The following is a 23,259-nucleotide window of genomic DNA, read 5'->3' as shown; positions in this document are numbered from 1 at the left end:
GAGGCACCATGACCGAGAAACAGGCAACACCCGCCGTCAGGGCAACGCTGGAATACGGGCCGATCATCCTGTTCTTCGTGGCCTATACGTTCCTGAAGGATCGCAGCTTTCTGGTCGCGGGCACCGAATATTCCGGCTTTGTCGCCGTGACCGCGCTGTTCATCCCGGTGCTGGCGCTGGCAACCTTGGCGATGTGGAAGATCACGGGCTACCTGTCAAAAATGCAGATCGTGACGCTGGTGCTGGTCGTCGCCTTCGGCGGCATGTCGATCTGGTTCAATGACGAACGGTTCTTCAAGATGAAGCCGACGATGATCTACGCCTTGTTTGCGGGGATACTGGGTTTCGGGCTGATGCGCGGCACCAGCTATCTTGAGGCGGTGATGGACCGCGCGCTGCCGTTGCAACGCGAGGGCTGGATGATCCTGACCAAACGGTTGGCGCTTTTCTTTCTGGGTCTTGCGCTTGCGAACGAGGTGATCTGGCGCAGCATGTCCACTGACGCCTGGGTCAATTTCAAGACCTTCGGTCTGCCACTGGCCATGTTTGCGTTTTTCATGACGCAGGCCGGGTTGTTCAAACGCTTCGGCACGGAAGAGGACGCCAGCGAAGGCTGACGCCGTGCTCCCGGCCGCACTTATCTTTTGAACAGTACCTCCTGCGCCTTCTTGTCGGTTTGCAGATTGCCGCGTTGGTCTGACGCGAGCGCGCGACCGCGTTGAACGGCGGGACGCGCGCCCACCTCCTCCAGCCACCGGGCCAGGTTGGGCTTGTCGTCCAGCGTCTGCTCCTGCCCTTCCCACAACGACGCCCACCCCCAGCAGGCCATATCGGCGATGGAGTAGAAATCGCCTGCAAGATAGCGATTGTTCGCAAGTTGCCTGTCCATCACTCCGTATAGCCGCGCGGTTTCAGCGCGATAGCGGTCCTTGGCATAGGGCAGGTCGTTGGGTGGCTCCATCGACGGTGCGTATTTCAGGAAGTGGTGCGCCTGTCCGGCCATTGGCCCCAAGCCGCCCATCTGCCACATCAGCCATTGATCGACCGCGATCCGGTCCCGCTCGGTCTCGCCGCAGAACGTGCCGGTCTTGCGGGCCAGATATTGCAGGATCGCACCGGATTCGAAGATCGAGATTGGCGCACCGTCCGGTCCGTCCGGGTCGACAATCGCAGGCATCCGGTTGTTGGGCGCGATCTTCAGGAAATCGGGGTCGAACTGATCGCCCGCGCCGATGTTCACCAGCTTCACCTCATAGGGCAGTTTCATTTCCTCAAGTGCGATCGAGATTTTCCAGCCGTTCGGGGTGGGCCAATAATACAGGTCGATGGGTTTGGGCATCGGTGGGCTCCTTTCTGTTGCGGGCAGGATGACAGGTGGTGCGCGAATGGCAACACCTCTGGCAGGTGAGTGTGGTCACGATCCGGTGCGCCTAAACCCCTTGCGCCCTTGACCCAAAACGTCGCAGGCAGTAACGCTTTCGCGTGGCGATTTGTTCACCGGATTGCGGGCCACGTAAAATAAACCGCTAAAGAGGTCAGGGACCTTGCGGGCGTGGCGCCTGCGACACAGCCCCCGACGCTCGGATCGCGGTGGGGGTTTTTTTGTGCGAAGGGACGGCGCAGATGACAGACGCAAAGACGGGTTGGTCGAAACGGACGACAGCCGTGCATGGCGGCACACGTCGCAGCCAATACAACGAGGTCAGCGAGGCGATCTTTCTGACCCAGGGCTTCGTCTATGACAGCGCAGAACAGGCCGAAGCCCGGTTCATCGAAAGCAGCCGGGACGAGTTCATCTATGCCCGTTATGGCAACCCGACCGTGGCGATGTTCGAGGATCGGATGGCCGCGCTGGAAGGGGCCGAAGATGCGTTTGCCACGGCGTCGGGCATGGCAGCGGTCAGCGGTGCGTTGATGTCTGTTCTGAAGGCCGGCGATCACGTTGTCGCCGGACGGGCACTGTTCGGGTCGTGCCTTTACGTCCTTGAAGATATTCTTGCGCGCTACGGGGTCGAGATCACATTGGTGGACGGCACCGATCTGGATGCCTGGCGTGCGGCTGTGCGCAGCGATACGGCGGTCTGCTTTTTTGAAAGCGTGTCCAATCCGGCGCTAGAGGTGATCGACATCGAAGGCGTCGCAAAAATTGCGCACGAAGTGGGCGCGCTGGTGATCGTGGACAACGTGTTTGCGACCCCGGTGTTCAGCCGCGCCATCGACCAGGGCGCTGATGTGGTTGTTTACTCGACGACCAAACATGTGGACGGGCAGGGGCGGTGTCTGGGCGGTGTCGTGCTGGGCACGCAGGACTATATTCGCAAAACCCTGGAGCCTTATCTGAAACATACCGGTGGCGCGATGAGCCCCTTTAACGCGTGGGTCATGCTGAAAGGGCTGGAAACACTGGACTTGCGCGTAAAGGCACAGGCCGCATCGGCGCTTGATATTGCGCGCGCATTGGAAGGCCATGACAAACTGGCGCGCGTGGTGCATCCGCTGCTGGACAGTCACCCCGACCGGGCGCTGGCTGAACGCCAGATGGTCGGCGGGGCAGGAACCGTTCTGGCGCTGGAGCTCGCGGGCGGGAAAGAGGCTGCGTTCCGGTTCCTCAATGCGCTTGAGATCATCGTGATCTCGAACAACCTTGGCGACGCGAAGTCCATTGTCACCCATCCGGCAACCACGACGCATCAACGCCTGCCCGACGATCAGAAAGCGATGCTGGGGATTACCCCCGGCCTTCTGCGTCTGTCTGTCGGGCTTGAGGATACGCAGGATCTGATTGCGGATCTGATACAGGCCCTAAACGCCGCCTGATTGGTCGCATCCCGCGCATCGCATTTGGAGATTTCCTGCCACACACTTATGTTGTAAGGGTGCGACAGGATCGGAGGGTCCGAAATGAACCAGATGAAGCGCAAGCGGGGGGCGACCCCTGATACAGACACCGCGCGCGAGGCGCTGGCGCTGTTGTGCGATTGGGCGGCCCAGGCCGACCCGGTCGAAGTGGCGCGGCTGGACCCGGCCATCGCACGGCTTCTGCCGGGGGCAGAGCTGCCGAATTATCCCGACCTCAGCCGCGATTACCCGGCAAATTTCACACCGGATGCGGCTTATAAGGCGTCGATGCCCGACCTGCAAAACGGTCCGGCCAGTCTGATTCAGGGGGCCAAGAGGCATATCCAGCATGTCGGTATCTCCAACTTCCGCCTGCCGATCCGGTATCACACCCGCGACGGGGCGGATGTGACCTTGGAAACCTCGGTCACGGGCACGGTCAGCCTTGAGGCGGGCAAGAAGGGCATCAATATGTCGCGTATTATGCGCAGCTTCTATGCCCATGCGGAAAAGACCTTCAGTTTTGCTGTGATCGAGTCTGCGCTGGACGATTACAAGACCGATCTGGAAAGCCTGGACGCGCGCATTGAGATGCGCTTTTCCTACCCCGCACGGGTGGAAAGCCTGCGGTCTGGCCTGTCAGGCTATCAGTTTTACGATATTGCGCTGGAATTGGTCGAACATCGTGGCAAGCGGCGCAAGTTCATGCATCTGGACTATGTCTATTCCTCGACCTGTCCCTGTTCGCTGGAGCTGTCCGAACACGCGCGCCAGATGCGCGGGCAACTGGCCACTCCGCATTCGCAACGGTCGGTCGCGCGGATTTCGGTCGAAAAAATCCACCAGCCCAATCACACGCTGTGGTTTGAGGATCTGATCGACCTGTGTCGCGCCGCCGTGCCGACGGAAACGCAGGTGATGGTGAAACGCGAAGATGAACAGGCCTTTGCCGAGTTGAACGCCGCGAACCCGATCTTTGTCGAAGACGCCGCCCGCCTGTTCTGCGACCATCTGCAAAAAGATGCGCGGATCGGGGATTTCCGCATCGTGGCCAGCCATCAGGAAAGCCTGCACAGCCATGATGCGGTGTCGATCCTGACCGAAGGTGAAACATTCGAGGCCGAGAGCCTTGATCCCAAGCTGTTTTCGACCTTGTTTCACGTGGGTTAGCCACACGCTCGCAGTTCTGACTGATCAGGCACACCCGGGTCGCAAGGCCAAGCCGGACGGCAACTGATCCTTGACAGTTTGTCTGCGCGGGGCCAACCCTTCGCCATGTTCGATCTGCGCCCTGTCGTATATGTCACCGGCCTTTTGGTTGCCGCCCTGGGGGTCACGATGGTGATCCCGATGGGGGTCGATTTATACTACGGCAGTGCGGACTGGGCGGTTTTTCTGGAAAGTGCGGTCATCACGACGATGGTGGGCGGGTCGATGGCGCTGGCCACAGCCAACGGTGTCGGCAAAGGGTTGTCGATCCAGCAGACCTTTCTTCTGACCACCGGTGTCTGGTTGGCGTTGCCCATCTTTGGCGCGTTGCCGTTCGTGTTGTCAGATGTGGCCGTGCGCCCGGTCGATGCGTTTTTCGAGGCGATGTCGGGCCTGACCACCACCGGCGCAACCGTGTTGTCGGGTCTTGACGACATGCCCAAGGGCCTTTTGTTCTGGCGGGCGCTCATGCAGTGGTATGGCGGTATCGGGATCATCGTCGTGGCGATGGTATTCCTGCCAGAACTGCGGGTGGGCGGGATGCAGATTTTCCGCTCCGAGGCGTTTGATACGATGGGCAAGGTTCTGCCCCGCGCGGCCCAGATCGCCGGGCGGATCAGCCAGATCTATCTTGTCCTGACCATCGCTTGCGCCGTGCTTTATGCGGCCGTTGGCCTGCCGCCATACGAGGCGATCTATCACGCAATGACAACGCTTTCGACCGGCGGTTTTTCGTCCACCGACGCCTCGTTCGGGGCCTTTCAGGGGGTGCCGGAATATGTTGCCGCGGTGTTCATGATCCTGGCAAGCCTGCCCTTCGTGCGCTATATCCAACTGCTCAGCGGCACCGCGCGGCCGATCCTGCGGGATACGCAAATTCATGTGTATCTGATCATCATCCTGACCATCACAATCATGATGACGATCTATCGTCTTGTCGCCAATGGCGACCATCTGGAACACGGATTTCGCGAGGGGATATTCAATGTCACCTCGATCATCAGCGGCACCGGTTATTCCAGCGTCGATTACCAGTTGTGGGGCGCGTTTCCGGTGGTCGTTTTCTTCTTTCTGGGCCTGATCGGCGGTTGTGCGGGATCGACTGCCTGTTCGATCAAGGTGTTCCGCTATCAGCTTCTGTTCTCGTCGATCAAGGCGCAGATCCGGTCAATCCATTCACCCCACGGAATGTTCACCCCGCGCTATGCCGGGCGTCGTGTGGATGATGACGTGCTGTCATCCGTCATGGCGTTCTTCGTGTTTTTCGTGGTGACGCTGGGGATCGTCGCCGTGCTCTTGGGCATGACGGGCCTTGATTTCACCACCTCGGTATCCGGGGCGGCGACAGCGGTGGCGAATATCGGTCCCGGACTGGGGGACATCATCGGACCGGCAGGGAACTTCGGCAGCCTGAACGATACCGCCAAGTGGATCCTGGCCATCACCATGTTGATCGGTCGGCTGGAACTGATGGCCGTCTATGTCCTGTTCACAATGACGTTCTGGCGCGGCTAGGATCGCCCGCGTGATCCTGCGGGCCGACCCATGAGATGACTGCCTATTTCCAGCAACTGACCAGAACGGTCATGTCCGCCGCGCGCGCGCTCAGATCAACGGGATCAAGCGTGGCACCGGCATCGGTGGCATCCGGGGTGATGCCGTGTTCGGCCAGAAACGTTGTGACAGACGCGGCATCAAGGGCGAAGCTGACATCTTTGGGCAGGCTGCGGCCTTTCGGCGCCTGGTTTGGCAACAGCATTCCCATCACCGCGCCACCTGCATCCAGCACCGGGCCACCGGCATCGCCGGGAAGCGCGGCCAGCGTCAGGCGGTTCAGCTCGGCTTCGCCATTCAGACCCGTCAGTTCCGACAGGTTGCCATAGGTCAGGCTGGGCGCGTTCAACCGCCCTTCATAGCTGTAGCCTGCGACCGCAACATCGGATTTCAGGCGCGGATCAACCGCCAGGAAGGCTGCATGGGCCAGCGGGGCCAGCGGGTCTTGCGGGGTCAGAAGTGCCAGGCCACGGGCATCGTCCACTGCCGTGACTTCCGCCACATAATCCTCGTTCAGGGTGATGCGCGTGCATCCCGCGACTGCCTCGGCGGTGGTCAGGACGGTGCCCTTGGCATCGACATAGAAGCCCGAGCGCGACATTGCGGGTCGCCGGATTTCAAGCCCGGACAGCAGATCGAGACTTTGGGTGGCCGCGTCCAACCCTGCATTATCGGCCAGCGCCTGCGACCCGAGCGAGGTGAAGCTGGCCTTCATGTCCTGCAAGACCTTGTTGCGACGTTTCTCGTCCCCCACGGGCCAGATCAGGGTAAAGCCCTTGACGGTTCCGTCCACCAGTTCGGCTTGCGTGTAGGATGTGATCTTGCCATCCGTGCCTTCGATCGTGAACGCGTTTTTCTTGCGTTTGCGCGGGCCATCGACCGGCACGATCTCAAGCGATTGCAGGATGTCATACAGACCATAAAGCGTATCCTGATCGCCGGTCTGGCTGATCAGCACCACGCGCACGCCGCTGTCATCCTTGCTGTCGAAATGAACGAACGGGGCTTCGTAGCGCGAAAATTCGACCGTCGCGGCGGGGATGGCGACCGAAATGCCAGCCTGTGCATCCTCGTAGGGGCGCAGGCCCAGCGAGGCGATGACAGTCTGGAACGCGGTCAGAAGCTCGTCGCGCTGGCGGGTGGTCAGAACACCGGTCGGGTCGTAACCGCGATCGGTCTGCCATGCCGCCATCGACCGGCGGGTGCCTGCCCCAAACGCCCCGTCAATCGCCGAGGTGTAGTACCCTTCCCATTGCAGCGCGACCTGCAATGCCTTGCGCGCGTCACGGTCCAGCAGCCGTTCACTGTCCAGCGCCTCGCGCCGGGTTTCGTCCCGTGTCGGTTCCGGAGCAGCCAGGACCGGCGCGGTGGCGTCCGGTTGCGCTACGGATGCAAGCTGGTCGCCTTCGGCGGGTGCGGGCGTCTGTTCCGTTGCCGGATCGGGGGTGTCCGATGCCTCAAGCGGGCGGGTGTTGAGCGTATTGGCCCCGACGGGCCAGAACTGCTGTCGCAGTTTGTTCGAGAATGTGATGAAGCTGTCACGCGGGATCAGTCGGGCGTTTTTAAGCGACCGAAGCTGGATATTCGCCGCGGCCTCGGTATAGGGGCCAAGGATGATCCCGTACCAGTTGCCCCCGATGCGAAACCCGTTCACGCCGTCGAGCCGCGCGGCATAGAACCGCGCGCGGGCCTCGGCCTCGGACAAGGTTGGCTGCGCCTCGATCTGGATCCAGTAGAGGTTTTCGGCCTGCACACCGGTGGCAGTCGTCGCGGATGTTTGAGCTGCAGCAGGCAGGCCGGTCAGGCTGATCGCAACCGTGGTGTAAAGGGCAACAGCAATGCGTTTTGTCATGAATCCTCGTGGCCTTTGCGGCGTGGCTGGAAAATGTCCTGGGCAGATAACACGTTTGCCCCGGACATGGTCAATAACAGGGTCGCACTATGACAGTTTCGTGCAGCGGGTCCAGCGGCTTCCTCAATTTTCGCGCGAATCCTGACGATCATGGATGCTTGGCCCGCAATCTCCCACGGAAACAACGGTTTTCACGCGTTGACCCTGTGGGGGGCAGGCCGTATTGAAGGCTGATAATCAGAGAACGACCAGATGGGCAAGGCCAGGGCAATGAGCGACACGCGTCCAAAGAGCTTTCAAGAGATCATCCTGCGGCTTCAGAGCTATTGGGCCGGGCAGGGCTGCGCGATGCTGCAACCCTATGACATGGAGGTCGGCGCAGGCACCTTCCACCCGGCGACCACGCTGCGGTCACTTGGCTCGCAACCCTGGGCCGCGGCTTATGTCCAGCCGTCGCGCCGCCCGACGGACGGACGCTACGGTGAAAACCCGAACCGGTTGCAGCATTATTATCAGTATCAGGTGCTGATCAAACCCAGCCCACCCAACCTGCAAGAGCTGTATCTTGGGTCGCTTCAGGCCATCGGCATCGACATGGACCTGCACGACATCCGCTTCGTCGAAGACGATTGGGAAAGCCCCACGCTTGGCGCCTGGGGTCTGGGATGGGAGGTTTGGTGCGACGGTATGGAAGTCAGCCAGTTCACCTATTTCCAGCAGGTCGGCGGCTATGACTGCCACCCGGTTTCGGGCGAGTTGACCTATGGGCTTGAGCGTCTGGCGATGTATATCCTTGGGGTCGATCACGTGATGGACATGCCGTTCAACGACCCTTCCGCGCCGATCCCGCTGAGCTATGGCGACGTGTTCAAACAGACCGAGGAAGAATATGCCCGCTGGAACTTCGATATCGCCAATACGGATGTTCTGTTGAAGCAGTTTGAAGAGGCTGAAGCGGAATGCAAAGCGATCCTTGATCAGGCGCATGTGGACCCGAAAACCGGCAAACGCATCGTCATGGCGCACCCCGCTTACGACCAGTGCATCAAGGCCAGCCACCTGTTCAACCTGCTGGATGCACGCGGCGTGATTTCGGTCACGGAACGTCAAGCCTATATCGGGCGGGTGCGCGCGCTGGCCAAGCTGTGTGCGGATGCCTTCGTGCAGACCCGCGCGGGCGGCTGGACGGACGAGGACGCGGCGTGAGCGGCAGGATCATCGGGATATTCATCGTGGTAACAGCACTTGTCGCAGGTATAGCGATCTATTGGTTGCAGCTTTACGCGTTCTACGACGACGTGTCGCTGAACACCGAGCTGCGCATGACGAATGTTGTGACGGGCGAACCGGAAGTCGTGCTTTATGACAGCTTTCAGGGGATTGATGCGGACAGCTCTCCGCTTCGGTTCCGGGGCTGCTTCACCACCACGATGAGCCTTGCGATGCTGACCGAAACGTTCGAGACCTACGAAAACGCCACGCCCCTGACCGCGCCCGGCTGGTTTGACTGTTTTGACGCCAGCCAGATCGGCGCGGCGCTGGAAACCGGGGACGCCATCGCCTTTCTGGGCGAGCGCGATATTCAGGACGGGGTGGACCGTGTCGTCGCGATCTTCCCTGATGGCCGGGGTTACACCTGGCACCAGCTGAACGAAAAATACAGCGAGTGAACGATATGCCCGACCTGCTGATTGAACTGTTTTCCGAAGAGATTCCCGCGCGGATGCAAAAACGCGCGGCGGAAGATCTGAAAAAACTCGTGACCGATGGTCTGGTCGAGGCTGGGTTGACCTATGCCGGTGCCGCCGCGCGGTCCACGCCGCGCCGCCTGACGCTGGCGGTCGAGGGGCTGTTGGACAAATCGCCCGACACGCGTGAAGACCGCAAGGGGCCGAAAGTCGGTGCGCCCGAGAAGGCGATCGAAGGGTTCTTGCGCGGCGCGGGCCTGACCCGTGACCAGTTGGAAGAACGCGACACACCGAAGGGGCCGGTTTATTTTGCCCTGATTGAAAAGAAAGGCCGCCCCGCCGCCGAGATCATCGCCGAAGTGCTGGACACCACGATCCGCAACTTCCCCTGGCCCAAGTCGATGCGCTGGGGGGCGGGCAGCTTGCGCTGGGTGCGCCCGTTACATTCGATCCTGTGCATCCTGTCGGATGAGACCGGGGCCAGTGTCGTGCCGTTTGAGGTCGACGGCATCACCGCAGGTGACACCACCGAAGGGCATCGGTTCATGGCGCCGGACCGTTTCGCCGTGACAGGCTTTGCGGATTACGAGGCCAAGCTGAAAGCCGCCAAGGTAATTCTGTCGCCGGACGAACGCGCCGATCATATCTGGGCCGAAGCGCAGAATGCCGCCTTCGCTCAGGGGTTGGAAATCGTTGAGGATCAGGGACTGCTGGCCGAGGTGGCCGGGCTGGTTGAATGGCCCGTGGTCCTGATGGGCGACATCGCCGACGAATTCATCCCGCTGCCGCCCGAGGTTCTGCAAACCTCGATGCGCGAACACCAGAAGTTCTTCTCGGTGAAGAACCCAAAAACAGGGTTGATCGAGAAATTCGTGACCGTCGCGAACCGCGAAACGACCGACCACGGCGCGACCATTCTGGCCGGCAACCAGAAGGTGCTGTCGGCCCGTTTGGCCGACGCCAAATTCTTTTGGGAAAATGACCTGCGCGTGGCGGAAACCGGCGGGCAGGCGTGGTTGGACAGCCTGTCAAACGTCACATTCCACAACAAGCTGGGCACGCAGGGCGAACGGATCGAGCGGATCGCCCAACTGGCCCGTGCCATCGCGCCATCCGTGGGCGCCGATCCCGATCTGGCCGAGAAAGCCGCCCGCTGGGCCAAGGCCGATCTGTCGTCCGAGATGGTTTATGAATTCCCCGAGCTTCAGGGCCTGATGGGCAAATATTATGCCGCACCCGCAGGGTATCCGGTTGAGGTCGCGAGTGCGGCGGTCGAACACTATTCGCCACTGGGCCCATCAGATGACGTGCCGTCTGCGCCTGTGTCCGTCGCCGTGGCGCTGGCCGACAAGCTGGACACGCTGACCGGGTTCTGGGCGATTGATGAAAAACCCACCGGGTCAAAGGACCCGTTTGCCCTGCGTCGCGCGGCGCTTGGGGTGATCCGGCTGGTGTTGGACAACGACCTGCGCCTTGCGCTTGATCAGCTTTTCGATGCGCAACTGCTGCGCCATCAGATCGCCCTGAACGAAAACGGGTCGGTGCGTGATGCGCTTTTGCATGACCTGGACAGCGAGATTGCCGACCACGGCGTTATTGGTGCGGCGATCCGAACGGTGCTGGATCATTTCGACGGTGATCTGTCCAAGCATCTGGAACAGGTCAAGGACAACCTGCCCGATACATCGCGCGATCTGTTGGGCTTTTTCCATGACCGCCTGAAGGTCTACCTCCGCGACAAGGGCATCCGTCACGATGTGATCGACGCCTGTCTTGCGATGCCGAACAATGACGACCTGTCCTTGTTGGTGAAGCGCGCCGAGGCGCTGAGCACTTTCCTGACCACTGATGACGGTGAGAACCTGCTGCAAGGGGTCAAACGCGCCAGCAACATTCTGGCACAGGCCGAAGAAAAGGACGGCGTGGAATACTCCTATGGCGCCGATGTGAAATTCGCCGAAGCGGACGAGGAAACGGCGCTGTTTGCCGCGCTGGACAAGGCCGAAGCCGCGATCAAACCGGCGATGGAGGACGAGGATTTTGCCGCTGCCATGCACGCGATGGCGGATCTGCGTGCGCCGATTGATGCGTTTTTTGAAGCCGTTCAGATCAACACCGACAATCAGGTCGTGCGCCGCAATCGGCTGAACCTTCTGTCCCGTATCCGCATGATCTGCGCGGGTGTTGCAGACCTGTCCCGGATCGAGGGTTGATACGGGGCCATCCGGGCATAGGGCTTGTTCAAGCCATGGTTCTTGCCAGAACATCGCATCCAACGTAGCCCTTGTGCCATGCGTCGCGCGCGCTATGGTGACGTGTAACTGCGGTGCTGCGGTGCAGAAAAAGGCGGGGCCATGAGCTTTACTGAGATCACGCCAACAGCGGCGATAGAAAATGCGCGCCACGGCGGACGGGCGAAGTGCCTGCAACGCCTGATCCGGCTGGACATGCCGGTGCCGCGCACGGTCGCGCTGAGCTTTGATGCCGTCCATGGCATCTCGGCTGGCGACATGCCCGATTTGGGGGCAATGCTGGCGTTGTTCGGGCCCGACCCGCTGGTTTCGGTGCGCCCGTCATCGGAGGACCCGGATTGGGGCGGTCCCGGCGCCATCCTGAATATCGGCATGAACGACGCGGTGCATTCCAAACTGACGAAGACGCATGGCGAAAAAGCGGCCAACGCGCTGTATCTGCGGTTTATCCAATCCTATGCCGTGCATGTCGGCCGTCTGGACCCGGACGAGTTCGAAGCCTTCTCGACGTCATCGCCGGACGCGTTGCACGCCGCGCTTGCGCTTTATGAGGAAGAAACCGAAAGCTATTTTCCGCAAGACCCGAAAGAGCAACTGGCCGAAATCCTTCGCTCGATGGCACGTGCTTGGGAAGGAACGACCGCGCGCCTGCTGCGGCAGGCGAAAGGGGCGCCTGCGGATGCGGGGCTTGGGCTGGTGGTTCAAAAGATGGCGCTTGGCGTCGGGCAGAGCACCTGTGGATCTGGGGTCATCCAGTTCGTCAACGGGCAGACCGGGTATCGGGAAATCCGCGGTCGCTATCTGTGCAAAAGCCAGGGGCGGGATGCGCTGAGCGATGCCGAGGATCGCGACGTCATGTATCTGACGAAAGACCCGCGTGGACGGTCGATCGAAGAGGTGTTGCCCGAAAATTTCTCGAACCTTCTGAAATATGGCGATCTGTGCCGGACGCGCCTGCGTGAAGAGATGGAGATCGAGTTCACCATCGACAACGAAGAGCTGTTCATCCTCGATGCCGTGCGGGTGCAGCGCAGCGAGCGCGCCAATGTGCGCATCGCCGTGTCATTGGCCAATGACGGGATCATCAGCCGGGAAGAGGCCGTGCTGCGCATCCCACCGCGTGCGCTCAGCGAATTGTTGCACAGCCAGTTCGACCCGAAAGACAAGCGGGATCGTTTTGCCAAGGGCATTGCCGCCAGTCCGGGGGCTGCAACGGGCAAGATCGTGTTCAACGCGCGCGCCGCACAGGCGATGGCGGCGCAGGGGGAAAACTGTGTTCTGGTGCGCAGCGAAACCAGCCCCGAGGACATTCGCGGGATGCATGCGGCCAAGGGTATCCTGACCGTTCGGGGGGGCATCACCAGCCACGCAGCGGTGATCGCGCGCGGTTTGGGTCTGCCCTGTGTGGTGGGGGCGCAAGACCTGTCGCTGGATCGCAAGCAGCGCAAACTGATCGCCGGGGACGGGCGCGAGTTTGCCGAAGGGGATGTCATCAGCATTGATGGCGCGCTGGGCGTTGCCTATGCCGGTGCGGTCAACATGCTGCCTCCCGAGCTGGGCGAGGGATTCCAGACGCTGATGGCCTGGGTGGACGAATTTCGTGACATCGGGGTGCGCGCCAATGCCGACACACCGCCCGATGCGCACAACGCAAGGATGTTCGCTGCCGAAGGGATCGGATTGTGCCGCACCGAGCATATGTTTATCGACGACGATCGCCTTCTGGCCATGCGCGAGATGATCTTTGCCGATCACGCCGAAGATCGCCGCGCGGCGCTGGATCGCCTGTTGCCGATGCAGCGCGCCGATTTCACCGAATTGTTCGAGATCATGCAGGGCTTGCCGGTGTGCATTCGTCTGTTCGACCCGCCGCTGCACGAGTTTCTGCCACACGGGCGCGAAGGTTTGCGCGAACTGGCCGAGGCACTTGATCTGCACCTGCGTGATGTCGAACGCCGGGTGGACGGGTTGCGGGAGTTCAACCCGATGCTGGGGATGCGCGGGGTGCGTTTGGGCATCACGGTGCCTGAAATCTATGACATGCAGGCCCGCGCCATTTTCGAAGCCACGGTCGAGGCGTCGAAATCCGGCGATCCTGTCGTGCCCGAGATCATGATCCCGCTGGTTTCCGCCAAGCGCGAGGTCGAGATGGTGAAAGCGCGGGTTGATGCGGTGGCCGCCGAGGTGCGCATCGAAACCGGGTCGGATTTCACCTATCGGTTGGGCGTGATGGTCGAAACGCCCCGTGCGGCGTTGCGTGCGGGTGAGATCGCCCAGCACGCCGCCTTCATGTCGTTCGGCACCAATGACCTGACCCAGATGACCTATGGCCTGTCGCGCGACGATGCCGGGCGCTTCATGGGCGAATATGTGGCGCAGGGCGTTTACGAGGAAGATCCCTTTCACATGCTGGATGCCGACGGGGTGGGCGAGCTTCTGAAAATGGGCGCGACACGGGGACGCGATGCCAATCACGATCTGACCCTGTCGATCTGTGGCGAGCATGGCGGCAACCCGGAATCAATCCGATTCTGTCGTGATGCGGGCTTTGACTATGTGTCCTGTTCGCCCTTCCGGGTGCCGATTGCCCGATTGGCGGCTGCCCATCTTGCGCTTGAGGGGCGAGTGCGCGATCATGGCCTAGAGGACTGATAAAGAAAGACTTTTGGTGATGGTCTGGCGCATCGCGCGCCGCTTGCCCGAACCATTCGCGCTCTGTGACATCCTGTCTGACTGGACCAGAGCCGCTTTTTTCGCTACCCACACACCCAGAAATCAGACGTATCCGGTGTGGGGGATGACGAATGTTCCAGCTTCTTCAGAAGGTGGCGCTGGGCTTTTGCCTTGCTGTGGCGCCAATGACCCTGTCGACCGTTGCTGTTGCCGAGGGCACCTCAAATCCGTTCGGCGCGCTATTGCTGCATGACCGCACGGCCCTTGGGGCAATGAACGACGACCGTATTGCGGCGCTCAGTGCCTTGCCGACACCACGAAAGGCAAACGCCGCGAACGAGGTTCTGGCGACGAAATACTCGTCGAAATGGTTGGCGACGTTGCCCAAGCCCCGTCGGGATGCCGAATGGCAATGCCTGACCGAAGCCTTGTATTTCGAGGCGCGTGGTGAAACGATCAAGGGTCAGTTCGCGGTGGCCGAAGTCATCATGAACCGGGTCGAACATCCACGCTACCCCAATACCGTATGCGGTGTGATCCATCAGGGCACGGGCCGCAAATATGGCTGTCAGTTCACCTTCACCTGCGACGGGCGGCCCGAGGTGATCAATGAACCCGCCGCGTTCGCCCGGCTGGGCAAGGTGGCCCATGCGATCCTGGACGGCATCGACCGGACCCTGACTGCAGGCGCCACACATTACCACACCACGGCGGTCAAGCCGCGTTGGGCTGGGCGTCTGACCCGAACCGCCAGCATCGGGGTGCATCGGTTCTATCGCTAGCTTGGCCGTGCAGTCCGGGGATTGCGTCGTTTTGCGCTGGCAATCGGGTCCGTAAAAAGGGCAATGTGACCGCATCTTTGATGAGGGTCACGATGACAGACGAAACCGCTGCCGCCTTTGGACCATTGGATCGCCGCGCTGAGTCGCAACCGGACCCACCCACTGCGCCTGACCGTATTTCCGTGCGCGATCATGTGGTCGAGGTCGAAATCGGGGCGTTTCAATCCGAACGTGACACAACCCAGCGGCTCAGCTTCAGTGTGGTGGCCGAGGTCGCCCCGAGCGATGGAGCGCAGACTGACGATGTCGATGACATCCTGTCCTATGACGCGATCACCGAAGCAATCACGGCCGAGCTTGCGGCGGAACGTCTGAACCTGCTTGAAACTTTGGCAGAACGAATTGCCGAACGGATATTGGCAGAACCACAACCACTTCGCGTTTTCGTTCGGATCGAAAAACTGGATCGCGGCCCCGGCAAGCTGGGGGTCGAGATCATGCGCGTTCGTGACGGCCTGCCCGTCCAGCGCGACACTGGAACGGCCCCAGACTTGCAGGTTTTCTTGCTTGAAAACGACGTCTTCACGGATCCCGAACTTCCCCGATTTCTGGACCGGCTCGACAACGATCCTCGCGCCTTCGTGCTGTGTGTCGGGCCGGCACACATTCGTTGCCCGCAAGCGACCGATGCGATGGCGCAGCGTCATATCGACCTGTTGGAAATCGAACAAAACGCCTGGCGGCTGTCGGCCATCGACCCGCGTTGTGTCGTTGTGGGCACGCGAACCGAGCTGGATTGGGGAATGAAAAACAACCAGATCAGCGTCTGGGCACCATCGAAGCTGGTGCTGGATGCGGTGGGCGGACCGGGTGGCAGTGACCCGCAGGTACTGGCCCGCTGGTTGGCCGAGGATTTGGGGGCGCAGGGATTTGCTGTCGTGGGGCAGGGCGCGTATGTTCTGAAGGATCTGCCGTGACCACGCGCCTGCAACCCATCGCGCGCGTCGGGGCGCCTTATTCTGGGCCGTCGCTGGCCGGGTCGGCGGATGTGTGGTGCGATATGGTATTGTCACGTCGCCGGGACGAACCGGTCGTGCAGGTTGCCCTTGCCGATTGCGCCGAACCGGACCGCGCGCGGCTGACTGCGCCTCGACCGTCCCTCTGTGGCGTATCGCTGGACCGGCCCCGCATCATGGGCGTTCTGAACGTTACGCCGGACAGCTTCTCGGACGGGGGCGACCATGCCACGTTAAAAACGGCCGTCACTCGTGCCCGACAGATGGCAGACGAGGCTGATATTATCGATATCGGTGGGGAAAGCACGCGCCCCGGCGCATCCGAGGTGCCAATAGATGAAGAAATCCGCCGCACCGCCCGCGTGATCGCCGCAATCCGTGAGGCCGGGATCACCACGCCAATCTCGATCGACACGCGCAAAGCCCGTGTGGCCGAGGCCGCGCTGGATGCCGGTGCGGATATGGTCAATGATGTGGCGGCCTTTACCTTTGATCCGGAACTGGCTGATTTGGTTGCCGAACGTGACGTGCCGGTTTGCCTGATGCATGCGCAAGGTCAACCTGAGACAATGCAGGACGACCCACGTTATGACGATGTGCTGTTTGAGGTGATGGATTTTCTTGAAGATCGCATCGCCTTTGCCCAAAGCCGGGGCATCGCGCGTGAGCGGATTGTGACCGATCCGGGCATCGGGTTTGGTAAAACTCTGGAACACAATGTGACTTTGCTCAGAAACCTGTCGCTGTTACATGATCTGGGTCTGCCGATCCTGTTGGGCGTGTCGCGCAAGCGTTTCATCGGTTCCATCGGGCAGGCCGCAGATGCAAAAGATCGAATGGCCGGATCGCTGGCGGTCGCCTTGCACGGCATTCAACACGGGGCACAGATCCTGCGGGTGCACGACACCTACGAGACCCGGCAGGCCATTCGCCTGCAACAGGCAATGATGGAAAGAGAGCAGAGCAGTGGTTGAGAAGCTATTCGGAACCGACGGGGTGCGCGGATTGGCCAATACCTGGCCAATGACCGCAGATATGGCGTTGAAACTGGGCGCGGCGGCGGGTCGGCATTTTCGTCGTGACGGATCGAACGGCCACCGCGTGGTGATCGGCAAGGACACCCGCTTGTCAGGTTACATGCTGGAAAACGCGCTGACGGCGGGGCTGACCTCGACCGGTATGAATGTGCTGCTGCTTGGCCCGGTGCCGACCCCCGCAGTCGGGCGGCTGACCCATTCGATGCGCGCTGATCTGGGGATCATGATCTCGGCCTCGCACAACCCGTTCCATGACAACGGGATCAAGTTTTTCGGCCCCGACGGGTTCAAACTGTCCGATGAGGACGAAGCCGAGATCGAGCGTCTGGTCCATGTGGGTGTGGACCCGGTGAAACCGCAGAACATTGGCCGCGCCAAGCGGATCGACGAAGGGCGGATGCGCTATACCGAGTACCTGAAAACAACATTCCCCGAGAACAAGCGCCTGACCGGCATCAAGGTCGTGATCGACTGCGCCAACGGGGCAGCCTATCGCACCGCGCCGGAAACCCTGTGGGAGTTGGGCGCCGAGATCGTGCCGGTCGGCGTTTCGCCTGACGGGACCAATATCAACAAGGGCTGCGGGTCGACCGACACCGCGCTGGCCGCGCGCACCGTTGTCGAAACCGGCGCGGATCTGGGCATCTGTCTGGATGGGGACGCCGACCGGATCATGATCATCGACGAAAAGGGTCAGGTGGCAGACGGTGATCAGATCATGGGTCTGTTCGCCAGTCACTGGGCGAACGAGGGTCGCCTGAAGGGCGGCAAACTGGTGGCGACGGTGATGTCGAATCTTGGACTGGAGCGGTTCATGGCGGCACAGGGCTTGGAGCTTTTGCGCACCAAGGTCGGCGACCGCCACGTGGTCGAGGCGATGCGCGCGGGCGGCTATAACCTTGGGGGTGAGCAGTCGGGCCATATCGTGATGACCGACTTTGCCACGACCGGCGACGGGCTGCTGGCGGGGATCCAGTTCCTGGCCTGCATGATCGAAACCGGGAAACCTGCGTCCGAGCTGTGCAAGGTGTTCGACACCGTGCCACAGCTTCTGAAAAACGTGCGCTATTCGGCCGGGCAAACGCCGCTTGAATCCGACAGCGTGAAAGCCGTCATTTCCGAGGCCGAAACCAAGCTGAACGGGCAGGGACGTTTGCTGATCCGCAAATCGGGCACCGAACCCTTGATCCGGGTCATGGCCGAATGCGAGGATGATGCGCTGCTGTTGCAGGTTGTGGACGACATCGTGGCCGAGGTTGAAACGGTCGCATCAGCGGGCTGAGGCTCGGCCGCCGCGCAGCATCTTGCTCAGGCTGAGCCATTGGCTGATGGCCAGCCCCGTCAGGATCATCGCCAGGGCAATAAAGAACCGCAGCGGCAGGGCTTCGGACAAGATCCAGGCGCCGAACATCATCGACCAGATGGGCACCTGGTAGTTGACCAGTGTCATGAACACCGATCCGGCGCTTCGGATGATCGACACCCGCAGCAAGGTGGCAAGTGCGGTCGGGACCAAACCCAAAGCGATGATCGCCCAGCCGGATCTGGGCCCGGCCCAGCCCGGAACACCTTCCGTGATCAGCATGATCGGCAGCAGCGTGACAGACCCCACGACCAGCGTCAGCGCCGCAAGCGTGACCGGATCGACCGGCGGGCAGCGCCGCGTGAAAACCGAAGCGACCGAATAGCACAGGGCCGCGGCAATACAGGCCAGTTGCGCCAGCGGCTCGGCCCCCTGGCCTAGCTGCGCCTGCCCCGGCCCGATCAGCACCAAGGCGCCGCTGAAACCCAGCGACACACCAATGAACTTGCGCAGGTTCAACGGCTCGTCCGAAAAGAAATGCGCCAGCGGTAGCACCATCAGGGGAATGGCCGCCATCGACAGCCCGGCAAAGGCCGAGGACACATATTGCTGGCCCCAGCTCAGCAGGACAAAGGGCAATGCCGTCGACAGAAGCCCGATCAGCGCGATATAGGCCCAAAGCCTGCCCTCGCGGCGAGGCAGGCTGCGCCCGGTCGCGGCCATAACGCATAAAAGCGCCACGGCCCCCAGCGTGGTGCGTGCGGTGGCGACGGTCACCGGGCCATAGCCTTCCAGTGCGATAGACACGACCATGAAGGTCGCGCCCCAGATCAGGCCCAACGATATGACACCGCCCCAGTCGCGGGATGTCGGAGTGTCAGTCATCCTGCCGGAATATCCCGACAGGCAGCACGTGTCATCCGCGATTATTGCTTTTTGGTAAGTTATGGATTACGGTAAGTAATGACTTACCAAGAATCACTCTCAGCACTGGCTGATCCGACCCGGCGCAGGATTTTCGAGGCGATTGCCCAATCACCACAGCCGGTCGGTGCCTTGGCGAAGACACTGCCGATCAGCCGTCCTGCGGTCTCGCAACATCTGAAGGTTCTGTCCGATGCCGGGCTTGTCCTGTGCCGGGTGGAAGGCACGCGCCATATCTATGCAGCGCGCCCGGACGGGCTTGCGCAGTTGCGGGCGTGGCTGGATCGCTATTGGGACAAAGTCATGGATGGATTTGCTGAGGAAATCAACGGAGGTGGCGGTTTAGATGACTGACCCTATTGTGAAAACAGTGACGGTGGCCTGCGACCCTGATCACGCATTCGATGTATTCGTGAACCGCACAACATCATGGTGGCCTCTGGGGTTGCACGCGGTGTCGGCGGGGCAGGGCAAGGCGGCGCTGGCCGTCACCATCGAACCGCATGTCGGTGGTGCGGTCTATGAAACGATGTTTGATGGCAGCCGCAGCGATTGGGGAAAAGTGTTGGAGTTCGAGGCTGGACGCAAGTTCGCCATGACATGGCATCCCGGCAACACCGCGGACGCGCCGACGCGGGTCGATGTGGAATTTGAAGGGCTGGATGACGGCACAACCCGCGTGACACTGACCCATTCCGGGTGGGAGATTTGGGGGGACGATGCCGACACCCGTCGCGGCAGCTATGATGGTGGCTGGGACAGAGTGCTCGGCACCTGCTACGCAGGAGCTTTCGCAGAGTGAGCGACGAAAAAGGGCGGCCGCCTGGACCGCCCTTCGGTGACTGTCGCCAGTCCTAGTTCTTTTCCTGATCGACCAGTTTACCTGCCGAAATCCAGGGCATCATGTCACGCAGCTTCTTGCCGACGACTTCAATCTGGTGTTCGTCATTGTGGCGGCGCGAGGCTTTGATCGTCGGCTGACCCACGGCGTTTTCCAGCATGAAGTCACGCACGAATTTGCCCGATTGGATATCTGCCAGCGTCTCTTTCATCGCCTTCTTGGTCGCCTCATAGGGCAGGATGCGCGGGCCGGTGACGTATTGACCGTATTCCGCCGTGTTCGAGATCGAGTAATCCATGTTGGCAATCCCGCCTTCATAGATCAGATCCACGATCAGCTTGGTTTCGTGCAGACATTCGAAATACGCCATCTCCGGCGCGTAGCCGGCTTCAACCAGCGTTTCAAAACCGCAGCGGATCAGTTCGACGATACCGCCGCACAGAACGGCTTGTTCACCGAACAGATCGGTTTCGCATTCCTCGCGGAAGTTCGTCTCGATGATGCCCGAACGCCCGCCACCGATGGCCGAGCAATAGGACAGGCCGATTTCCAGCGCCTTGCCGGTCGCGTCGGTGTCCACGGCCACAAGGCAGGGCACGCCGCCGCCTTTTTGGTATTCGCCGCGCACGGTGTGGCCGGGGCCTTTGGGGGCCATCATAATAACGTCCACGCCTTCTTTCGGCTCGATCAGGCCGAAATGCACGTTCAGGCCGTGGGCGAACGCAATCGCGGCGCCGGGCTTGATGTTGTCGTGCACGTATTTCTTGTAGGTCTCGGCCTGCAATTCGTCGGGCATGGTGAACATGATCAGGTCGCACCAGGCCGCCGCTTCAGCGATGCCCATGACCTCAAGCCCTTCGGACTGCGCTTTCTTGGCGGATTTCGACCCTTCGCGCAGGGCGACGACAACATTCTTCGCACCCGAATCGCGCAGGTTCAGCGCGTGGGCGTGGCCCTGGCTGCCATAGCCCAGAATGGCCACTTTCTTGTCCTTGATCAGGTTGATGTCGCAATCGCGATCGTAATAGACGCGCATGTCCGGCGTTCCTTCCATATGGTTGTTCTGAGGGGCATCATAGGGCGATCCCCTGTGTTGGCGAGATAGAGTGCGGCGATTTCAACGGCTATATTGAATGTTTTAATTCACGAATTGCGGTGATAATGACAAAATCATGCTTGATGACACGGACAGACGCATCCTGAGACAAATGCAGGCGGACCCGTCTTTGGCCTTGCCGGACCTGGCGGACCTGACGGGCATCTCCTCCGCACGCCTGTCGCGCCGCATTGAACGCCTGCGTGACCAGAACATCCTGCGCGGCCCGCGCGCCGTCATCAACTGGCGGGCGCTGGGCTACACGGTCGAGGTCAGCCTGCGCATCACATTGGACAAGACCCAGCCCCGGGCCTTCGATGATTTCATCGCGGCGGCGCGAGAGATACGCGAGGTGATCGAGATTCAGACTTTCCTTGGCCGCGTTGACCTGCGCCTGTCCGTCATCGCCCGCGACATGGCGCATTATCAGGCGATCTATCGCGACCAACTCCTGTCATTGCCTCATATCGCGGATATCGAAGCCCTGATGCATGTGGCCCGGATCAAATCGGACGAGGCTTTGCCGCTGTGATCGAGCTTGACGACATCGACCGCGCCCTTCTGCGGGCCTTGTCTCAGGACGCCACGCAATCGGCAGGGGCTTTGGGGCGGGAGGTTGGACTAAGCCAACCCGCCACATGGCGGCGGATCAAGCGGTTGACCGACAACGGCGTCATTGCCGGGCGGCGGCTGGATTTGGATCGCGAGGCGCTGGGCTTTGGTGTAGCCGTCTTTCTAGGCGTCAAGCTGGCCACCAAGGGACGGGTCAGCCTTGAGGATTTCGAACGCGCCGTGTCCGCCATTCCCGAGGTGCAGACCGTGGAACATGTGCTGGGCATGTATGATTATCGCCTGCGCGTGGTGGCCCGCGACATTGCCGATTTCGAACGTGTGCTCAGGCGCCGGATCATGACATTGCCGGGCGTGGGGGATGTGGAAGCGAACGTCCTTTTGTCCGAGGAACGACGTCCCGGCCCGATTTGACGCCTTCCAAACCGATCTGATTTGAGTCACGGTGACTGCGAACTAGATCCTTGAAGCGGAGCCTGCCATGAAAGCCCTTTTGCCTGACATTGACCCGGACGGAATGCTTGAGTTTTCGGTCGTGTTCACCGACCGGTCGCTCAACCACATGTCCAAAGCGTTCCAAGGCGTCATGAATGACATCTCGGCCACGTTGAAAGAGGTGTACAACGCCGACGCCGTCGCGGTCGTGCCCGGTGGCGGCACCTATGCGATGGAAGCGGTCGCCCGCCAGTTTGCCACCGGCAAGCGGGTGATGGTCATACGCAACGGCTTTTTCTCCTTCCGCTGGTCCCAGATTTTCGAGATGGGGTCGATCCCGTCCGACGAAACCGTGATGAAGGCCCGTCGCGTCGGCAACACCCCTGACGCCCCCTTCGCACCTGCCCCAATTGAAGAAGTTGTCGCCCGCATAAAGGATGAGCGCCCCGATGTGGTTTTCGCACCGCATGTGGAAACCGCCAGCGGCATGATCCTGCCGGATGACTACCTGAAAGCCGTGGCAGACGCCGTGCATTCGGTTGGCGGCATCTTTGTGCTGGACTGCATCGCGTCGGGCTGTGCGTGGGTCGATATGAAGGCGACCGGGGTCGATGTTCTGATCTCGGCCCCGCAAAAGGGGTGGTCGGCGCAGCCCTCTGCCGGGCTGGTGATGATGAACGAGACCGCCCGCGATCTGGCGAAGGCGTCCACGTCGACCTCGTTCGCGGTCGATCTGGGCAAGTGGCTGGCGATCATGGAAGCCTATGAGGGCGGCGGTCACGCCTATCACGCCACCATGCCCACCGACGCCCTGCGCGCCTTCCGTGATACCATGCTGGAAACCAAGGCCTACGGTTTCGACAAACTGGAACAGGCACAATGGGAACAAGGCCGCCGGGTGCGCGCATTGCTGGCGTCAAAAGGTGTGAAATCGGTGGCAGCCGAGGGGTTCACCGCGCCGGGGGTCGTCGTGTCCTACACATCCGACCCAGACATCAAGGCGGGCAAACCCTTCGCCGCAGAAGGTGTGCAGATCGCCGCCGGCGTGCCCCTGATGTGCGACGAGGGTGACGATTACTCCAGCTTCCGGCTGGGTCTGTTCGGGCTCGACAAGCTGTATGATGTGGATGCCAGCGTCGCCCGCCTGGACGAGGTGCTGTCAAAAGTCCTGTGACACCAGATGCGCGGG

Annotated in this window: 21 protein-coding genes and 1 riboswitch; of the genes, 17 read left to right on the top strand and 4 right to left on the bottom strand. The window is 61.1% G+C overall.

Going from position 1 to position 23,259, the window contains the following annotated elements:
• The first annotated feature begins 8 nt into the window (after positions 1-8).
• Positions 9-617, top strand: coding sequence for an inner membrane-spanning protein YciB (locus tag IE188_RS10305; RefSeq protein ID WP_191286412.1), 609 nt, complete (start codon positions 9-11; stop codon positions 615-617).
• A gap of 20 nt (positions 618-637) precedes the next feature.
• On the opposite strand, the gene IE188_RS10300 is transcribed toward IE188_RS10305, so the two are convergent.
• Positions 638-1,339 (bottom strand): glutathione S-transferase N-terminal domain-containing protein, encoded by a 702-nt coding sequence (locus IE188_RS10300; protein ID WP_191286411.1) that lies wholly within the window; start codon positions 1,337-1,339, stop codon positions 638-640.
• Positions 1,340-1,472: 133 nt separating this feature from the next.
• Positions 1,473-1,551: riboswitch (SAM riboswitch) on the top strand.
• A 72-nt stretch (positions 1,552-1,623) separates the two neighbouring features.
• On the opposite strand from IE188_RS10300, the gene metZ reads away from it, so the two are divergent.
• The 3 genes from metZ (at position 1,624) to IE188_RS10285 (ending at position 5,562) form a co-directional block, all read left to right on the top strand.
• Positions 1,624-2,817 carry an O-succinylhomoserine sulfhydrylase gene (gene metZ / locus IE188_RS10295; protein ID WP_191286410.1) on the top strand — a complete coding sequence of 398 codons (1,194 nt, stop codon included), beginning with the start codon at positions 1,624-1,626 and terminating at the stop codon, positions 2,815-2,817.
• An 84-nt stretch (positions 2,818-2,901) separates the two neighbouring features.
• The gene (gene folE2 / locus IE188_RS10290; protein ID WP_191286409.1) at positions 2,902-4,008 is read left to right on the top strand and encodes a GTP cyclohydrolase FolE2; all 1,107 of its coding nucleotides are present in this window, start codon (positions 2,902-2,904) and stop codon (positions 4,006-4,008) included.
• A 105-nt stretch (positions 4,009-4,113) separates the two neighbouring features.
• The gene (locus IE188_RS10285; protein ID WP_191286408.1) at positions 4,114-5,562 is read left to right on the top strand and encodes a TrkH family potassium uptake protein; all 1,449 of its coding nucleotides are present in this window, start codon (positions 4,114-4,116) and stop codon (positions 5,560-5,562) included.
• 43 nt (positions 5,563-5,605) lie between these two features.
• On the opposite strand, the gene IE188_RS10280 is transcribed toward IE188_RS10285, so the two are convergent.
• Complete coding sequence (locus IE188_RS10280; RefSeq protein WP_191286407.1) at positions 5,606-7,453, bottom strand: serine protease; 1,848 nt, start codon at positions 7,451-7,453, stop codon at positions 5,606-5,608.
• Positions 7,454-7,723: 270 nt separating this feature from the next.
• Between IE188_RS10280 and IE188_RS10275 the strand changes: the two genes are divergently transcribed.
• The 8 genes from IE188_RS10275 to glmM all read left to right on the top strand — a co-directional run bounded on the left by IE188_RS10275 (position 7,724) and on the right by glmM (position 18,183).
• A complete protein-coding gene (locus tag IE188_RS10275) occupies positions 7,724-8,659 on the top strand; it encodes a glycine--tRNA ligase subunit alpha (protein ID WP_191286406.1) in 936 nt (311 codons plus the stop codon).
• Complete coding sequence (locus tag IE188_RS10270; RefSeq protein ID WP_191286405.1) at positions 8,656-9,123, top strand: DUF6446 family protein; 468 nt, start codon at positions 8,656-8,658, stop codon at positions 9,121-9,123. The genes IE188_RS10275 and IE188_RS10270 overlap by 4 nt, the downstream gene beginning before the upstream one ends.
• A 5-nt stretch (positions 9,124-9,128) precedes the next feature.
• Positions 9,129-11,354, top strand: coding sequence for a glycine--tRNA ligase subunit beta (glyS, locus tag IE188_RS10265; RefSeq protein ID WP_191286404.1), 2,226 nt, complete (start codon positions 9,129-9,131; stop codon positions 11,352-11,354).
• A 141-nt stretch (positions 11,355-11,495) separates the two neighbouring features.
• Positions 11,496-14,045: a pyruvate, phosphate dikinase gene (ppdK, locus tag IE188_RS10260; RefSeq protein WP_191286403.1), complete on the top strand. Its 2,550-nt coding sequence runs from the start codon at positions 11,496-11,498 to the stop codon at positions 14,043-14,045.
• Positions 14,046-14,197: 152 nt separating this feature from the next.
• Positions 14,198-14,848: a cell wall hydrolase gene (locus IE188_RS10255; protein WP_229836726.1), complete on the top strand. Its 651-nt coding sequence runs from the start codon at positions 14,198-14,200 to the stop codon at positions 14,846-14,848.
• Positions 14,849-14,940: 92 nt separating this feature from the next.
• On the top strand, positions 14,941-15,825 hold the full coding sequence (locus tag IE188_RS10250; protein WP_191286402.1) for a dihydroneopterin aldolase: 885 nt from the start codon (positions 14,941-14,943) through the stop codon (positions 15,823-15,825).
• On the top strand, positions 15,822-16,838 hold the full coding sequence (gene folP / locus IE188_RS10245) for a dihydropteroate synthase (RefSeq protein WP_229836722.1): 1,017 nt from the start codon (positions 15,822-15,824) through the stop codon (positions 16,836-16,838). The genes IE188_RS10250 and folP overlap by 4 nt, the downstream gene beginning before the upstream one ends.
• Positions 16,831-18,183 (top strand): phosphoglucosamine mutase, encoded by a 1,353-nt coding sequence (gene glmM, locus IE188_RS10240; RefSeq protein ID WP_191286401.1) that lies wholly within the window; start codon positions 16,831-16,833, stop codon positions 18,181-18,183. The genes folP and glmM overlap by 8 nt, the downstream gene beginning before the upstream one ends.
• Here glmM and IE188_RS10235 read toward each other — a convergent pair.
• Positions 18,172-19,089, bottom strand: a complete 918-nt coding sequence (locus IE188_RS10235; protein WP_191286400.1) for a DMT family transporter — start codon at positions 19,087-19,089, stop codon at positions 18,172-18,174. The genes glmM and IE188_RS10235 overlap by 12 nt on opposite strands.
• Before the next feature lie 78 nt (positions 19,090-19,167).
• On the opposite strand from IE188_RS10235, the gene IE188_RS10230 reads away from it, so the two are divergent.
• Both IE188_RS10230 and IE188_RS10225 read left to right on the top strand, forming a co-directional pair.
• Positions 19,168-19,482, top strand: a complete 315-nt coding sequence (locus IE188_RS10230) for an ArsR/SmtB family transcription factor (protein WP_191286399.1) — start codon at positions 19,168-19,170, stop codon at positions 19,480-19,482.
• A complete protein-coding gene (locus tag IE188_RS10225; RefSeq protein WP_191286398.1) occupies positions 19,475-19,930 on the top strand; it encodes an SRPBCC domain-containing protein in 456 nt (151 codons plus the stop codon). Before IE188_RS10230 ends, IE188_RS10225 begins: the two co-directional genes overlap by 8 nt.
• Positions 19,931-19,982: 52 nt before the next feature.
• Here IE188_RS10225 and ilvC read toward each other — a convergent pair whose 3' ends face one another.
• Positions 19,983-21,005 carry a ketol-acid reductoisomerase gene (gene ilvC, locus IE188_RS10220; RefSeq protein ID WP_191286655.1) on the bottom strand — a complete coding sequence of 341 codons (1,023 nt, stop codon included), beginning with the start codon at positions 21,003-21,005 and terminating at the stop codon, positions 19,983-19,985.
• A 136-nt stretch (positions 21,006-21,141) separates the two neighbouring features.
• Here ilvC and IE188_RS10215 point away from each other — a divergent pair, with 136 nt between their 5' ends.
• The 3 genes from IE188_RS10215 (at position 21,142) to IE188_RS10205 (ending at position 23,244) form a co-directional block, all read left to right on the top strand.
• Positions 21,142-21,597 (top strand): Lrp/AsnC family transcriptional regulator, encoded by a 456-nt coding sequence (locus IE188_RS10215; RefSeq protein WP_191286397.1) that lies wholly within the window; start codon positions 21,142-21,144, stop codon positions 21,595-21,597.
• A complete protein-coding gene (locus tag IE188_RS10210; RefSeq protein WP_191286396.1) occupies positions 21,594-22,049 on the top strand; it encodes an Lrp/AsnC family transcriptional regulator in 456 nt (151 codons plus the stop codon). Before IE188_RS10215 ends, IE188_RS10210 begins: the two co-directional genes overlap by 4 nt.
• A gap of 67 nt (positions 22,050-22,116) precedes the next feature.
• Positions 22,117-23,244 (top strand): aminotransferase class V-fold PLP-dependent enzyme, encoded by a 1,128-nt coding sequence (locus IE188_RS10205; protein ID WP_191286395.1) that lies wholly within the window; start codon positions 22,117-22,119, stop codon positions 23,242-23,244.
• Positions 23,245-23,259 lie beyond the last annotated feature (15 nt).

The sequence above is a fragment of the Aliiroseovarius zhejiangensis genome, assembly GCF_014656375.1.
In the GTDB taxonomy this organism is placed as follows: domain Bacteria; phylum Pseudomonadota; class Alphaproteobacteria; order Rhodobacterales; family Rhodobacteraceae; genus Aliiroseovarius; species Aliiroseovarius zhejiangensis.
The sequence above is the reverse complement of the archived record's forward strand: the minus strand, read 5'-3'. Positions and strand labels throughout refer to the sequence as shown.